Origin of the sequence: Alkalicella caledoniensis (assembly GCF_014467015.1) — a bacterium.
Lineage (GTDB): Bacteria > Bacillota > Proteinivoracia > Proteinivoracales > Proteinivoracaceae > Alkalicella > Alkalicella caledoniensis.
Map to the genome: position 1 here is coordinate 1,890,732 of NZ_CP058559.1, position 16,189 is coordinate 1,906,920.

14 protein-coding genes, 5 tRNA genes, 1 rRNA gene, 1 other RNA gene and 1 other annotated feature are annotated in these 16,189 nt (G+C 37.9%); all 21 genes read right to left on the minus strand.

All coding sequences use genetic code 11. From position 1 onward, the window contains the following. Positions 1-254 precede the first annotated feature (254 nt). A 16S ribosomal RNA gene (locus HYG86_RS09390) occupies positions 255-1,778 on the minus strand. A gap of 839 nt (positions 1,779-2,617) precedes the next feature. Continuing rightward, a complete protein-coding gene (locus tag HYG86_RS09395) occupies positions 2,618-2,872 on the minus strand; it encodes a 4Fe-4S dicluster domain-containing protein (protein ID WP_213165339.1) in 255 nt (84 codons plus the stop codon). Positions 2,873-2,888: 16 nt separating this feature from the next. Beyond that, positions 2,889-3,551, minus strand: coding sequence for a 2-oxoacid:ferredoxin oxidoreductase subunit gamma family protein (locus tag HYG86_RS09400; RefSeq protein WP_213165340.1), 663 nt, complete (start codon positions 3,549-3,551; stop codon positions 2,889-2,891). A 3-nt stretch (positions 3,552-3,554) separates the two neighbouring features. Next, positions 3,555-4,301, minus strand: coding sequence for a thiamine pyrophosphate-dependent enzyme (locus HYG86_RS09405; protein ID WP_213165341.1), 747 nt, complete (start codon positions 4,299-4,301; stop codon positions 3,555-3,557). A gap of 20 nt (positions 4,302-4,321) precedes the next feature. Continuing rightward, complete coding sequence (locus HYG86_RS09410) at positions 4,322-5,401, minus strand: transketolase C-terminal domain-containing protein (RefSeq protein WP_213165342.1); 1,080 nt, start codon at positions 5,399-5,401, stop codon at positions 4,322-4,324. Between the two features lie 59 nt (positions 5,402-5,460). Beyond that, positions 5,461-6,129: a hypothetical protein gene (locus HYG86_RS09415; RefSeq protein ID WP_213165343.1), complete on the minus strand. Its 669-nt coding sequence runs from the start codon at positions 6,127-6,129 to the stop codon at positions 5,461-5,463. A 195-nt stretch (positions 6,130-6,324) separates the two neighbouring features. Continuing rightward, positions 6,325-6,654 carry a pro-sigmaK processing inhibitor BofA family protein gene (locus HYG86_RS09420; RefSeq protein WP_213165344.1) on the minus strand — a complete coding sequence of 110 codons (330 nt, stop codon included), beginning with the start codon at positions 6,652-6,654 and terminating at the stop codon, positions 6,325-6,327. A gap of 18 nt (positions 6,655-6,672) precedes the next feature. After that, entirely contained in the window at positions 6,673-6,939 is a 267-nt protein-coding gene (locus tag HYG86_RS09425; protein ID WP_213165345.1) for a DUF2508 family protein, read from the minus strand. A gap of 69 nt (positions 6,940-7,008) precedes the next feature. After that, a complete protein-coding gene (gene recR, locus HYG86_RS09430) occupies positions 7,009-7,608 on the minus strand; it encodes a recombination mediator RecR (protein WP_213165346.1) in 600 nt (199 codons plus the stop codon). Then, positions 7,609-7,929: a YbaB/EbfC family nucleoid-associated protein gene (locus HYG86_RS09435; protein WP_213165347.1), complete on the minus strand. Its 321-nt coding sequence runs from the start codon at positions 7,927-7,929 to the stop codon at positions 7,609-7,611. 17 nt (positions 7,930-7,946) lie between these two features. Continuing rightward, complete coding sequence (gene dnaX / locus HYG86_RS09440) at positions 7,947-9,491, minus strand: DNA polymerase III subunit gamma/tau (RefSeq protein ID WP_213165348.1); 1,545 nt, start codon at positions 9,489-9,491, stop codon at positions 7,947-7,949. A 143-nt stretch (positions 9,492-9,634) separates the two neighbouring features. Next, positions 9,635-9,899, minus strand: an RNA gene (ffs, locus tag HYG86_RS09445) — signal recognition particle sRNA large type. Between the two features lie 19 nt (positions 9,900-9,918). After that, positions 9,919-10,011: transfer RNA gene (locus HYG86_RS09450), tRNA-Ser, on the minus strand. Positions 10,012-10,014: 3 nt separating this feature from the next. Beyond that, positions 10,015-10,455: a nucleoside deaminase gene (locus tag HYG86_RS09455; RefSeq protein WP_213165349.1), complete on the minus strand. Its 441-nt coding sequence runs from the start codon at positions 10,453-10,455 to the stop codon at positions 10,015-10,017. Positions 10,456-10,476: 21 nt separating this feature from the next. Next, positions 10,477-10,552, minus strand: a tRNA-Arg gene (locus HYG86_RS09460). Positions 10,553-10,684: 132 nt separating this feature from the next. Then, a tRNA-Arg gene (locus HYG86_RS09465) sits at positions 10,685-10,761 on the minus strand. 8 nt (positions 10,762-10,769) lie between these two features. Next, positions 10,770-10,864 (minus strand) — tRNA-Ser (locus tag HYG86_RS09470). Between the two features lie 28 nt (positions 10,865-10,892). Beyond that, a tRNA-Ser gene (locus HYG86_RS09475) sits at positions 10,893-10,979 on the minus strand. A gap of 139 nt (positions 10,980-11,118) precedes the next feature. Then, on the minus strand, positions 11,119-12,399 hold the full coding sequence (serS, locus tag HYG86_RS09480) for a serine--tRNA ligase (protein WP_213165350.1): 1,281 nt from the start codon (positions 12,397-12,399) through the stop codon (positions 11,119-11,121). Between the two features lie 63 nt (positions 12,400-12,462). Continuing rightward, positions 12,463-12,641, minus strand: a binding site (T-box leader). A 53-nt stretch (positions 12,642-12,694) separates the two neighbouring features. Continuing rightward, entirely contained in the window at positions 12,695-13,846 is a 1,152-nt protein-coding gene (locus tag HYG86_RS09485) for a pyridoxal-phosphate-dependent aminotransferase family protein (RefSeq protein ID WP_213165351.1), read from the minus strand. A gap of 168 nt (positions 13,847-14,014) precedes the next feature. Then, entirely contained in the window at positions 14,015-16,099 is a 2,085-nt protein-coding gene (gene fusA, locus HYG86_RS09490; RefSeq protein ID WP_425489220.1) for an elongation factor G, read from the minus strand. Between the last annotated feature and the right edge of the window lie 90 nt (positions 16,100-16,189).

The following is a 16,189-nucleotide window of genomic DNA, read 5'->3' on the forward strand; positions in this document are numbered from 1 at the left end:
ATGCTTACGCATTTGATCGTTTATTGCTCTAAGAACACTCTTTGTTTTTCGTTAACTAAGTTAATAGTTAACTAACCTTTGCTTATTGAATTTCGTGTGTAGTTTTCAAAGATCGTTAGAAAGAAAATGACCAACATAGTTAGCCTTTAGTTCTTTCAAAATTAAACAGCATATACCATATTTGAGTTGTGATTTTGTTTTGTGTAATACTTAAGAAGTAGATATCACTTAATGTGATATCAGTGTCTCCTTAGAAAGGAGGTGATCCAGCCGCACCTTCCGATACGGCTACCTTGTTACGACTTCACCCCAATCATCTACCCCACCTTCGACGGCTGCCTCCTAAAAGGTTAGCCCACCGGCTTCGGGTGTTGTAAACTTTCGTGGTGTGACGGGCGGTGTGTACAAGGCCCGGGAACGCATTCACCGCGACATTCTGATCCGCGATTACTAGCAACTCCGACTTCATGTAGGCGAGTTGCAGCCTACAATCCGAACTGAGACCTGTTTTAAGGGATTTGCTCCAGATCACTCCTTCGCTTCCCGTTGTTCAGGCCATTGTAGCACGTGTGTAGCCCAGGACATAAGGGGCATGATGATTTGACGTCATCCCCACCTTCCTCCGGTTTATCACCGGCAGTCTCTCTAGAGTGCCCAACATTACTTGCTGGCAACTAAAGATAAGGGTTGCGCTCGTTGCGGGACTTAACCCAACATCTCACGACACGAGCTGACGACAACCATGCACCACCTGTCTCTCTGCCCCGAAGGGACACTATTATCTCTAATAGCTTCAGAGGATGTCAAGTCCTGGTAAGGTTCTTCGCGTTGCTTCGAATTAAACCACATGCTCCGCTGCTTGTGCGGGCCCCCGTCAATTCCTTTGAGTTTCAATCTTGCGATCGTACTCCCCAGGCGGGGTACTTAATGCGTTAACTGCGGCACAGAGGGTATCTAAACCCCCTACACCTAGTACCCATCGTTTACGGCGTGGACTACCAGGGTATCTAATCCTGTTTGCTCCCCACGCTTTCGCACCTCAGTGTCAGGTACAGTCCAGAAAGTCGCCTTCGCCACTGGTGTTCCTCCTAATATCTACGCATTTCACCGCTACACTAGGAATTCCACTTTCCTCTCCTGTCCTCAAGTCCAGCAGTTTCAAATGCATTACGGGGTTGAGCCCCGCATTTTAACATCTGACTTACTAGACCACCTACGCGCGCTTTACGCCCAGTGATTCCGGACAACGCTTGCCCCCTACGTATTACCGCGGCTGCTGGCACGTAGTTAGCCGGGGCTTCCTCCAGAGGTACTGTCATTATTCATCCCTCTAGACAGAAGTTTACGACTCGAAAGCCTTCATCCTTCACGCGGCATTGCTGCGTCAGGGTTGCCCCCATTGCGCAATATTCCCCACTGCTGCCTCCCGTAGGAGTCTGGGCCGTGTCTCAGTCCCAGTGTGGCTGATCGTCCTCTCAGACCAGCTATCCATCGTCGCCTTGGTAGGCCGTTACCCTACCAACTAGCTAATGGACCGCGGGCCCATCCTACAGCGATAAATCTTTCCTCCATAAACCATGCGATTCATGAAGCGTATCCGGTATTAACATCAGTTTCCCGATGGTATCCCGAGCTGTAGGGCAGGTTGCCCACGTGTTACTCACCCGTCCGCCACTAAGTTAAGTAAAAAGCAAGCTTTCTACTTAACTCCGTTCGACTTGCATGTGTGAGGCATGCCGCCAGCGTTCGTCCTGAGCCAGGATCAAACTCTCCATTAAATTGAAAAGTTTATATTAGTTGGTTAGTTTCTAGTTGGTTAGTTGGTTAGGTTGCCCTGTCCAACTATCTACTGTCCACTAACTACTTAATTAACTGACTTCAGACTTTCGTCTGGTTTTAATCACTTTAAACTCAAATTCGAAATTAACTTTTACCAAGTTATATTTCTTATGGTATAGTGCTGTTCAATTTTCAAAGAACTGTCAGTAGCTCGTGCTACTTTTTTGTTTCATCACCTCTCGGCGACAAAGACTATCTTATCATTTTTTATTCATATTGTCAATACTTTTTTATTTTTTATTTTTCAAAAGTGTTGCTTGCTCTATATTGTTACCTTTAGGCATTTTTTATTTTGAAAATTAAAATGTTGCTCGTGTTAAGCAACGAAGATTACTATATCATTAATTATCTTGTTAGGTCAATGTAAATTATTGGTTTATTTTATTAAATTAAGGTCAAAAAAACCTAACGCGGAATTTAAATAGAGATTACGGGAATTCTGGAGTTAGTTTTTGAGGATTATAATGAATTTAAAACATTAGCCACTAATGGCACTATTAAATAGGTCAAGAATTTCACTAACTTACACAAAAGATTTTATTAATTTTAGTGTCAGTTAGTGTAGAGGTTTTTAGTGAAGTTAGTGGCAATGGTTTATCAAGACCCTACTTCCATAGCTTTTGGTGTAAATTGGTGGGGTTTTGTTGGTGCAAGATGATGTCCAAAGGTTTAATGTTTAAGGTTTAAGGTTTAATGTTTAATGTTTGAATATTAAAGTTAAACCTGTTTGACACAGGCAAATTAAAAACCCCCGTTTGCTAGAAACGAGGGTTCAGGATTATTTCTTTGGATGTTTTTCGATGAATATTGCGCAGTCTGGACATACTGATTGACAGATTCCACAGGCAATGCACTTATCTTGGTCTGTAGTTTCTACAGCTGGTGTACCATAAACACCTAACTCTTTAGACCAAGTAATGATTTTAACTGGACATTTTTCTATACAAAGACCACAGCCTTTACATAATTCTGAGAACATGTGAAAGTTTGCCTTAGCACCATCTTGAACTCTTGATTTATATTCCTTTGCCATTTGTGTGCACCTCCCCTTAAAGAACCTTATCTACTAGGTTCATACCTCTTTCAAGGGCCTTGAAGTTCAATTCCCTTAATTCAGGCTTTGCATCGAATTTGCTACCAAGTTTAAGCTCAATAGCTTCTTTTATTTTCTCGATAGGTAAAACACCTGTTGCCTTAATAACAGCACCTAAAATCATGATGTTAAATACCCTTGGGTGTAGTTCGTTTTTAGCAATATCATTTGCTGGAATTCCGATTACAGCCTTAGCATTTGTAGGCAATGTAGCGGTAAATTCTGCTTCATCATCTGTTAGGCTAGTAGGTCTTTGAGAGCGAGGATCTGCCTCAACTCCTTGAATACCAATTGCACGATCGTCAATTTCAGCTGCTTGAAGTGTAGAACTATCGTAGATAAATACTGTGTTTGGTCCTACATATCTTTTAGTTCTTTCAATTGATCTATCACTTAGTGCAACAACTATATCAGCAGTCTTAAACTTAGGTGATCCGATAACTTTATCATCTATTTGAACATAAGCTATAGAAACACCGCCCCTTTGTTCAACACCGAAGTTAGGGATATAAATAGCTTCTTTACCGCCATCATTAGCAGCTTCTGCCAAAATGTTAGCTACAGATTGAACACCTTGTCCACCTTCACCAGCTAATGCAATTTTATAAAGTTTTGACATGGCCTAGTCCTCCTTTTTTTGTGGAGCTTTTAATTCTCCAACCTTAAAGTATTGGGCCATATCTTTCTCAATAAACGCCCAAGTATCCTTAGCATTAGTCCTCCAGTTAGTTGGACAACCTGCTAATGCTTCAACAAAGGAAAACCCGTTTCTTTCAACTTGGTTTTGAAGTGCTTTTTTAATGAAACCTTTAAGTTGACGTACGTTTGAAACTGTACCTCTAGCTACATAAGCACCTTCTGGAGCAATAGCAGCTACCATTTCTGGTCCTTGAGTTGGGTTTCCTGTAAGTTCTACATCTCTACCGTATGGACTTGTTTCAGTCTTTTGGCCTGGAAGAGTAGTAGGAGACATTTGTCCACCTGTCATACCATAGTTTGTGTTGTTTACAAGAAGAACAAACATTTTTTCGTTACGAGCAGCAGCGTTAACTAAATGGCCTGACCCGATAGCATATCCACCACCGTCGCCCATATAAGCTACTCCAATCATTTCTTCTCTAGCCCTTGCCACACCTACGATAGTAGGAGTTGCTCTACCGTGGTGACATTGAACTGTATCACAGTTTAGGAAGTCCCATGCTAATAGAGAACATCCGATATCTACGCCGAAAATGATTTTTTCTTGAATTCCTAACTCGTCAATCGCCTCACCTAAAGCCTTAAGTACTAAACCATGACCACAGCCAGGGCAAAATTTATGAGGTTTTGTTTCCATATTCCAACTTTTTGGCACTAATGGTTGTTGCATAATATTTACCTCCTTCCGAATTAACCTTTAATATGTTTTATAATTTCGTCAGATGTAATACCTACACCTGGTTTTAGTAAAGTATCTAACTCAGTAGTCATACCATACAAGTATTCTTTTACTTGCTTAGTGAATTGGCCATATGCAGACTCAACAACTAAGATTTTCTTAGCATTTTTAACTGCTTCTCTCATCTCTTCTACTGGGAAAGGTCTAAGAGTAATTGGTCTAAAGTGACCTACTTTAAGACCGTCTTTTCTTAATTGGTCCACAGCAGCTTGTGCAGCCCTTGTAACAACACCATGAGCAACAATTACTACATCTGCATCTTCACAGTTAAACTGTTCATGTTCAACAATTTCTGGAGCAGCTGCTTCGAAGTCACGAGCAATTTCCATATTTCTTTGGTAAAGCTCTTCTTCAGTGTTATATGTGTTTCTTGGATATTGAACCTCTCTATCAACGCCTGGCATTCCAGGTTGTCCTAATGTAGCTTCAGGTTTTACTAGTTCAATTCCTCTTTCTTCTGGGTCATACATGGTTAAAGACTCTCTCATCTTCGCTTGGTATCCATCACCTAGAACGAATGTTGGGAATCTATATTTCCATGCAGTGTTGAATGATTTGATTGTGTAGTCATATAGCTCTTGGTGAGATGCTGTTGAATAAACTACTCTCCAACCCTCACCATTACCACCGAATGTGGTCATAGTAACTTCCTGTTGTGAGTAAATAACTGTTGCTGTAGATGGGCCACCCCTTTGCATAATAACTACAACTGCAGGGATTCTCATCATTTCTGCCATTGACATTGGCTCTTGGAACAATGTGTTACCTGGACCGGCAGTGGCTGAAAAAGATTTTTTACCTGCTAAAGTTCCACCTAAAGTAGTGAAACCAGCTGAAATCTCGTCTTCAGTCTGCAAGAATTTCCTGTCGAACTTAGGAGCTAACCTTGTCCAATAATGCATTATCTCATTTTGTGGTGTGATTGGGTAACCATACATGATGTCAGCTTTTGCAGCTAGTGCTGCCCAAGCGCAGACCTCATTACCGGTCATAAAAACTTTCTTCTCTCCTTGAATGGGCTTTTGCGCCATAATGGAAAAACACCTCCTATTAATTATAACAAACTATATTGTAAAGGGCATTTGCCCATTTACCACATTGAATCAGGCATGAATCTCTTAATTTCTTTTATGGGGTTTCCCATAATATCTTTATCTTTAAAGTGATCTAAAAATTCAGTAGCAACTGCGGTATAAACTATTGGTATATTAAGCTTCTCAGCTGCACTTGCTACAATTTTTGTACCTTCGTTTATAGCATCGATTGTTGTATCATCACCTAAGTTAGGGTTGTTAACTATTCCATCTATTTTACCTAATGATTGAATGTATTGTATTATATCTTCCTCTGTATTTGTCATGGGCCTGTGAGCATTTAAAACAACATAAACTTTCAGCTCATCTGATTCTGTGGCACCTTCTATTAGATTTAGAATCTTAGCTCCATGCACTCCATAACCAATATCTAAGACTAAGTTGCCTTCTCTACGAAGCACCCATCGCATTTCAGGTTTTATTACAGAACCAGCTTCTCCTAATCCTATTGTTTCACTGGTTTCCCAAGTAATAACGTCTACATCGTACTCTTCCTTAAACTTCCTCTTTAGGGCGCGCAATGTATAAAAAGGTTCTACGGTATCTAAATCAACTAGTGATACTTTATCATTGCCCAGTTTTTTTAGTTCTAATGCTCTATTTACAGCATTTTCACTCTTTCCACTGGCATATTCACCTACATATGCTTCTACGACTCTATTCATGTAGTCCTCCTAGATGTAATAGTACACATTTGAAAACTGTTTCCTGTGCTACTACAGGGTATTTTGTAGTGTATAACAGTGCAGTCAAATCGGTGCATTTATTATTACGTACACTGTATAACAGTGTACTCTTTAAAGTATAACAGAGCAGTTAAAAACGGTCAAGAAAAAAAAGGGCTACAAAGCCCCTCTTAGCTACCTCAGCAGCACAATCTTTAATATTAGTAAAAGCACAACCCCTGGTAGGCCTAGCAAGGCCGAAATGACTAAGGTCCCAAAGTTTATAGGTAAGTATAAACCTGCTCCCTCTCCGAAATTGTTAAATATGATTAATAATATAAGACCTGTAACTACATGTAAGAGAAAGCTATGCAAACCTTTAATTTTAGATAATAGTGGCCTTAGCAGTATGGCAATCAATATCATTACTAACATAAAAGCTAAAACAACTTCATTTCCTCCCATTTCTACACCTCCGATAAATAGATGATCAATATAAGCCTTAGCTTTATAATATCTATTCACGGAAAAATAAAAAATGACCTATTTTATTTCTTTTAGCTCCATCTGTTTTAATTCACGTAACAAATAGTTATATCTTTTTTCTGTGGCTTTTATAGAGTGTACAGCGTAATCGATAAGCTCTGGCTCATTGACACTGTTAAAGTACTCCTTAGCTGCTAACCATTCTTTCTTTGCTTCTTCTACTAGCTCAATCATGGTTTTAGAGCTAGTATGTATGGCGTCGTTTTCATCTGACTCAAAATAGCTTTGCACAACATCCAAAAATTTTCTTAGTTTTTTTATCATAAAAATCACCCCACTAAGTATCATGAAATCTATTATTGACACATAGTAGGGTTTTCATACAATTAAATTTTAAATTTCTATCCGACCTTGCAGGGCCCTAGATAATGTAACCTCATCTGCATATTCAAGGTCTCCACCTATTGGTAAGCCATGGGCTATTCTAGTAACTTTAACTCCCATAGGCTTAATTAGCTTTGATAAATACATTGCTGTCGCTTCGCCTTCAATTGTTGGGTTTGTAGCAATTATTATTTCATTAATAACACCACTGCCTAACCTAGTAATTAAGGACTTTATATTTAGATCTTCAGGACCTATTCCTTCCATAGGAGAAATACATCCTTTTAATACATGGTAATAACCTGAAAAATCGCCCATCCTCTCCATTATCCCGATATCTTTGGCATCTTGAACAACACATAGAATCTCTTTATCTCTTCTTTCATCATTACAGACGGTACATATTGATTCATCAGATAGATTTCCACATATTTCGCACTCTTTAATCTTTTCTTTTGCATCAACTAAAGCACGACTCAATTTAGAAACTTCTTCATGGGGCATTTTCAGAATATGGAAGGCCAGCCTTTGAGCACTCTTCCTACCAATACCAGGCAGTAACTGCAGTGTTTCTACTAGTTCATTTAAGTAAACTGACTGACCTGCCATTTAAAAAAGTCCTGGAGGCAATTTCATACCACCTGTTATTTTTTTCATTTCGTCTTCCATCATTTTTTCCGCAGTTCTCAAAGCCTCATTAACTGCAGCAACTACTAAATCTTGTAGCATTTCAACATCCTCAGGGTCTACGGCAGCAGGGCTTATTATAACTTCTTTAACTTCCTTATGCCCGTTTACTACAGCTTTTACTACCCCTCCACCTGCAGAACCTTCAACCAACCTATCTTTTAACTCATCTTGCATTTTTGCCATGTCTGATTGCATTTTTTGCATTTGTTTCATAGCCTTTTGCATATTTCCTCCAAACATAAATATCCCTCCAATTTTTAATCTTTTACTTCTACTTTATCTTCACCAAACAACTGTTCAGCAATGGTTATAAGATTATCCTTTTTGTTTGTTGATTGTTTACCTGTCTGTTTTTTAGTGTCCTTAGTTATGGCAACAATATTAACCTCTACGCCAGTGGTTTCAAATATTGTTTTTTGAATTAGATCCCTGTGACTATCTTTCATTATATTTTCCCTGTGCAACAAAAATTTCTCATCATATAAAATTTCAAGTTGGTTACCTTCTAGCTTATTAATAACACCCTCTTTTAACCAAGCATGAGTAGAAACACTTTCTTTTTTCACAGAAAACAAAACCCTATCCCAATTCTTCTTAATACTTTCTATACCCAATTTACTATTATTAACGGATACAACGTTAACATCTTTAATATTATCTGTATTCTCTTGTTTATAAGAAAGTGAGTTAAGATTTATAGTTCCTTGTACGATTTTTGCTTCTAGTTCTTCAATTCTCTTTTCCAATTGAGCAATCTTTCTATCTTCACTTTCCATGGTTTTAATAATCATTGTTTCCAAAATAATTTTGGGATGAGATGATGCTCTAATTTCTTTTTCACCTTCTATCAATATACCAATTATCTTTATTAATTCTTGTACAGATGTATCTGTATCTCTTTTTTCCTTTATATAGTCAAACATTGTATTTCTTAAGCTTTCAACTATATCTTGAAGAAAACTTCTAATATCTTTACCCTCTTCTATAACTATATTCACAAGCTCTAAAGCTTTATCTAAGTCTTTATTTAGTATATACTCACTAAGCTCTTTTATTGTTATAGGTGACAAGGTACCCATAACATCAAGAACTAGCTGAGTACTAATTTCACCCTGGCCATATACAAACATTTGATCCAACAGACTTAGTGCATCCCTCATACTCCCATCAGCTTTGTTGGCTAGTAATTCTGATGCCATTTTATCAATAATAATATTATTTTGTTCACATATTTTTATTAAATACTCAGCTATTTCACTATTTGTAAAACGCCTGAAATCAAAGCGTTGGCAGCGGGATAGTATAGTGGCAGGTAGTTTATGGGGCTCTGTTGTAGCTAGTATAAATATAACGTGAGACGGAGGCTCTTCTAGAGTTTTTAACAAAGCATTAAATGCTTCCGTTGTTAACATATGTACTTCATCTATAATGTAAACCTTATAACGGGCCTCAGAAGGCGCATAGTTCACCCTATCCCTAAGTTCACGAATTTCATCTATACCTCTATTTGATGCAGCATCTATTTCTAGCACATCCAAAGAGCTATTTTCATTAATTTTTGTGCAAATTTTGCACGTATTACAGGGATCAGCAGTTGGCCCATTAACACAGTTTACAGCCTTAGCAAATATTTTTGCAGTACTTGTTTTACCTGTACCCCTTGGACCAGAAAAAAGATAAGCATGAGCAACTTTATTGTTTGATAGGCTATTTTGCAGAGTTGTCCTTATATGCTGTTGAGCTACGTAACCCTCTGAAAAATCCTTTGGTCTCAATTTTCTATAGAGTGCCTTATATTCCAAATTTATCACCCCTTATCATACTATTATACAAATCCCTTTTTTCTTTTGCAATGTTTTTATGAAAATGCATATTACGAAATAAACCTCACAGTAAAATTTTATATTAAAAAAACACCTATAAAGGTGTTTTTAAATATTTAAGGCCGCGCCCTACCTTCGACCTAAGTTCATAGGCGATACCCAAGCAGTTAGCTCGGATCAGGCTTCCCCGCGGCACATAACAGCAACTACTTACCGCTGCTTCCTTCCGGACCTGACGGAATTCATAGCGTGCTATTGCGCAGGACCCAATCGTCGTCACCACTTACTTAAGCCAGCCCTACAAAAGCATAGGCCTCAAAATAGGAACTCAATCCTGCTATAGCGGGTTGCAGGTACAGGGCACCGCTACCTCCCCATCTAGCACGGCCAAAATTAGCGTTTTTTATGGCGGAGAGAGAGGGATTTGAACCCTCGAGACAAGTTGACCCCATCTACTCGCTTTCCAGGCGAGCGCCTTCGACCACTCAGCCATCTCTCCATATTATTTGCTTCTTATTTTATTAAAGAATTCATTCATTAACTCTCGACTTTGGTCCCCTAGTAACCCCTCTTCAAAACTTAAGTTTACTCCAAGAATCCCAGGTAAGTCTAAACGAGAAACTATAGCTCCTGTTTTTGGCTCTCTTATACTAAAAATAACCTTTGATAATCGAGCTTGTATGATAGCTGAGCAACACATAGAACAAGGTTCAACAGTTACGTATAAGTTACAATCCAATAACCGCCATCCTTGAAGCTTATTTGCAGCCCTTCTAATTGCAATAATTTCAGCATGGGCAGTGGGATCCTTAACTGTCTCCCTTAAGTTGTGAGCCACTGAAATTATTTCATTGTTTCTTTCTATCACAGCACCAATAGGCACCTCGCCCAATTCACTTGCTTTTCGGGCTTGCTCAATAGCGACTTGCATGAACTTATCCATGGCGTGTCCCCTTATTTATAATGGTGCGCCCAGAAGGACTTGAACCTCCGACACGTGGTTTAGGAAACCACTGCTCTATCCCCTGAGCTACGGGCGCCCGTAAGAGATACAACATTTATTATATATATTACATTGCACTTTGTCAATGTAAATACTAATCTAATTATACATGTCAAATGTGGATAAAAAAAATTTGGTTTTTAAAACCAAATCAGGTTGTTTTATAAAATGGCGTGCCCGCCAGGATTCGAACCTGGGACCTTTTGATTCGTAGTCAAACACTCTATCCAGCTGAGCTACGGGCACAAATTAAATGGCGGAGAGAGAGGGATTCGAACCCTCGAAGCGAGTATTAGCTCGCTTAATCGCTTAGCAGGCGACCCCCTTCGGCCGACTCGGGCATCTCTCCATATATGGTTTTAACTTTAAAAATAAAATGGCGGAGGGGGTGGGATTCGAACCCACGGCCCTCTCGAGTCACTGGTTTTCAAGACCAGCTCCTTAAACCGCTCGGACACCCCTCCATCTACGACACATTTAGTAGTATATCATATGTTTTTTCTTATGTCAACATATTTTTTAGTTTTATTATTTAATCATTTTTTGCTGTGATTTAAATGTCTCGTGCCATATAAATATATAATATTTTCTTAGTTATGTCAACTAATTTCCTTTTGTAATTTTTTCTAATCCGCCCATGTATGGGTGTAGTGCTTTTGGTATGGCTACTGTGCCATCTTCCAATTGATAATTCTCCAAAATTGCAGCAACAGTTCTACCTACTGCTAATCCTGAGCCATTTAGGGTGTGAACTAGTTGAGCTTTTTCTTTAGGTGCTGGTCTGAATTTAATATTTGCTCTTCTAGCTTGGAAATCTTCAAAATTACTACAAGAAGATATTTCTCTATAGGTATTAAAGCTAGGTAGCCATACTTCGATATCATAGGTTTTGGCTGCAGAAAAACCAATATCCCCTGTACATAGGTTGACCACTCTATATGGAAGACCTAATTTTCTTAATATGTTCTCGCTGTCTAATAATAATTTTTCTAACTCTTCATAGGAATTATCAGGATTAACGAATTTAACAAGTTCCACCTTGTTAAATTGATGTTGCCTAATAAGTCCCCTAGTATCTCTACCATGTGCACCAGCCTCCGCCCTAAAACATGCTGAATATGCTGTGTACATTATGGGCAGTAACTTTCCATCTAGTATTTCATCTCTGTGATAGTTTGTTACAGGAACTTCTGCAGTTGGAATTAAGTAATAACCATTGTTTTCAATAGAAAACGCGTCTTCTTCGAATTTTGGTAATTGACCTGTTCCTGTCATGCTATCTTTATTTACCATTAGTGGAGTTAAAAGCTCTGTATATCCCCTTTCAATATGGTTATCAAGCATGAAATTTATTAAAGCTCTCTCTAGTCTAGCTCCTAAACCTTTGTAAAAAGTAAATCTTGATCCAGTAACTTTTCCGGCCCTTTCAAAATCTAAAATATCTAACTCTGTGGCAATATCCCAGTGAGGTTTTGGTTCAAAATTGAATGTGGTTGGTTCACCATTCTTTTTCACTTCTATATTGTCGTCTTCACTTTTACCAACGGGTACTGTCCCATGAGGGGTATTGGGGATTCTCAATACAATATCACTTATTCTTTCATCTATATCCCTTATTGTATCGTCTAGTTCTTTTATTTTTTCTCCCACTTGCCTCATTTCTAGAACTTTGTCCTCACATTCTTCTTTAGCTTTTTTTAGTCTTGCAATTTCCTGTGAAGTTTCATTCCTTAACCTCTTCAAGGATTCAACTTCAGTTAAATTTTCTCTCTTTTGAATATCTAACTCTAATATTTGATCCACAATTGAAGGATCTTCTTTTCTATTTTGTAAACTGTCCTTGATATATTCTGGGTTTTGTCTTAATACTTTTAGGTCCAACATAATTTTATTCCTCCTTGTTTTTATAAAATAAAAAAACCCTGACCAAGTAATAGTAAGTACTTAGTCAGGGACGAGTTACCGCGTTGCCACCCTGATTGATCAGCAAAGCTGATCCTCTCATAATTTTATAAAGGTAATCAACCTATACACTAGTAAAGTGGATTCACTAATTACCCTAATCGGTTCACAGCATCCACCGACTCTCTGAATAGGTATAACTAGGTACTATTCATTACATTATTGTGCTATGGATATTTTTAAAAATTTTACCATATGAAAACTTTAATTGCAAGTATTATTTTCCATCGAACCAAAATTCCTGTGCAGCTTTAACTCCTGTACCTATTTCTAATGGATGCCCTAGTTCTTTTAATGTCATTTCTAAAGCTGCCAGGACTGATATTACAAAAAGAGGTTCCACATTGCCTAGGTGACCTATTCTAAAAATCTGACCTTCTAATTTACCTTGACCTCCAGCTACGTCAACACCATACTTCTTTAATAGTATTGTGCGCATTTCTTTCAAATCAATACCTTCTGGCACTAATATTGGTGTTACTGTGTTTGCTGATACATGGTCATCATTTAATAGCTCTAATCCCATGGCTCTAATAGCTGTTCTAACCATATTAGATATATTCTTGTGCTTTTCAATTTCTTTTTCAAAACCCTTAGATTCTAATTCTTTCAGTTGTTTAAGTAACCCTGTATAAAGTGGTATAGCTGGTGTGTAGGGAGTTTCCTTTTTTTCCTTATAGAATTTCCTGTAGGTCTTTATATCCCAGTAATATTTTGGCAGTTTACTATTTTCGCAGGCTAAAAGTGCTTTGTGGCTAAAGGCAATAATAGCTAAGCCAGGCGGTAGAGCAAGAACTTTTTGACTTCCTGTCAAAATAACATCTATTCCCCACTGGTCAGTCTCTACAGATTCGGCACCTATTGAACTTATTCCATCAACAAGTAGCAATGTATCCTCTGATACCCTTAACTCGCTTATGGATTTAATATCATTTAAAACACCTGTTGATGTTTCACAATGTACAATAGTAATGCCTTTTAGGCTATCTCCATGTTCATTTATTATTTCTTTGATTTTCTCTTGATCGAACCCTTTTCCCCATGTACCATGATGTTCGATTACTTCCACTTCATATTGCTTAGCTATATCGGCGAATCGTTGACCAAAAGAACCGTTTATTAAAGCAAGAACTTTATCTCCTCTTGAAAAACAGTTTACTACAGCACATTCCATAGCTCCAGTCCCTGATGAGGTTAAAAAGAAAACTTCATTTTCTGTCATTAATAGTTTTTTGGTTTTTTCTGTGACATCAATCAGTAGTTCTTTAAACTTTGAGTTCCTGTGGTTAAATATGGGCTTTGACATTTCCAATAAAACGTCGGGCTCAACATATGTTGGACCTGGTAAAGCTAAGTATTTAGTTTCCATACTACACCCCCCTATAATTTCCTATCCATTTTGCCAAACATGGATATTGTCAGCTAACTATACAATTAATTTTATTATACCAAAAAAGGATTTATATGAGTACACATAATCAGTTAAACTATTAAACAATAAATAACAGCCGAACGAAAGTATCCGGCTGTTATCTATCTATTTTTGTGCTAGCTCTTTTTCTTTTTGTGCTTCTTTAACTATTTGCTCTTGTATGTGTGCTGGAACTTCTTCATAGTGTGAGTACTCCATTGTAAAAGAACCTCTACCTTGTGTCATAGACCTTAAATCAATAGAGTATTTATACATCTCAGCCAGTGGAACCTGGGCTTTTACTTTTTGTAGCCCTCCTTCTAAGGGCTCCATTCCCATTATTCTTCCCCTTCTTGAGTTCATATCTCCCATTATATCACCCATGAAATTATCTTGTACTAATACCTCTACATTCATAATTGGTTCAAGCAAAACAGCTTGTGCCTGCTGCATTGCTTTTTTGAAAGCTAAGGATGCAGCTATTTTAAAGGCCATTTCTGATGAATCCACGTTATGATACGAACCATCTAGCAATGTTGCTTTTATATCAACAACTGGATACCCAGCAAGGACACCTTCCTCCATAACTTCAATAAGCCCTTTTTCTACAGCTGGAATATAATTTCTTGGTACTGCTCCCCCAAATATCTTATCAACAAATTCAAAATTTTCTCCCCTAGTTAATGGTTCGAATTCTATCCAAACATGCCCAAACTGTCCTCTACCTCCAGATTGCTTTTTATGTTTTCCTTCTACTTTTGCTTTTCCCTTTATGGTTTCTTTATAAGGGATTTTAGGAGATTTTAAATCAACATCAACTCCAAATTTTTTCGCCAATCTATTTACAATAATTTCTAGATGTAGTTCACCCATTCCTGAAATAATTGTTTCTTTAGTTTCTGTATTTCTTTCAACTTTAAAGGTAGGGTCTTCTTCAACAAATCTAGCCAGTCCTGAACCAACTTTTTCTTCATCATTTTTAGATTTAGGCTCAACTGCAAATGAAATAACAGGTCTTGGGAAGTCAATAGGCCTAAGGTTAAGTTGCATTTCTTTTTCACATAATGTATCACCTGTTGAAGTCTCTTGGAGCTTAGCCACAGCAGCAATATCACCCGCTTGAACTAAGTCTACAGGTTCCTGATTTTTTCCTTTCATAAGGAACAACTGACCAATTCTCTCACTAGTCATTTTTGTTGCATTATATATAATAGAATCCGATTTTAAAGTTCCTGAGTATACCCTAAAGAATGTAAGCTTTCCTACATAAGGGTCTGCCATGGTCTTAAATACTAAGGCAGAGAATTTCTCTTTTTCATCGGTACGTATTTCCACTTCTCTTTCATTTAGAGTGGCTCTTATGGTGCCAAGCTCTCCAGGAGAAGGCATGGCAAAGTTTATAAATTCCATAAGTTGAGCTATACCAATATTTTTAACGGCACTTCCACATAAGACAGGAATAATTTTACCTTCTTTTACGCCTTTTCTTAAACCTAGTTCAACTTCTTCTTTAGTCAACTCTTCTCCATCTAAGTACTTCATGAGAAGCTCATCATCACTTTCCGCAACTGCTTCATAAATTATTTCTTTATATTCTTGTACTAAATCTTGTAAATCCTTTGGAATCTGCCCGTTATTGAATTTATTCTCGTTTTCGTATATGTAGGCTTCTTCCCTTAGAACATCTACAACACCCTTTAAACTTGCTTCAGATCCTATAGGAATCTGCATGGGTACAATTTTTGATCCATACTTTTCCCTTAATTGATCATAGGTCTTAGAAAAATTAGCATTTTCCCTATCCATTTTATTTATAAATACTACTTTAGGTAGACCTTGCTCTTGTGCGTAATCATACATAACTTCTGTACCAACTTCCACACCTGATGCTCCGCATAAAACCAGTAGTGTACCATCTACTATCCTAAGCGCTCCTTTAACCTCTCCAACAAAATCGAAATACCCTGGTGTATCAACAATGTTAATTTTGTGATTTTGCCACTCACAGGGTGCTAAAGCAGTGTTAATTGTAATCTGCCTTTTAATCTCATCTTGATCATAGTCAAAGGTTGTTGTTCCATCATCTACTCTCCCTAAACGTGTAATTGCTCCTGCAGTGTACAACATACTTTCTGCCACAGATGTCTTCCCTGCCCCACCATGGGAAATAACAGCGATATTTCTAATCATGCTCATGGGGTATTTTTTCAAGACAATCTCCTCCTTATGATGAAGTATGTTAATGCTTTAATGCTGACTTTATATTCCCCCCTCGTTTCGGTCTAATTTTTTAAATATTTC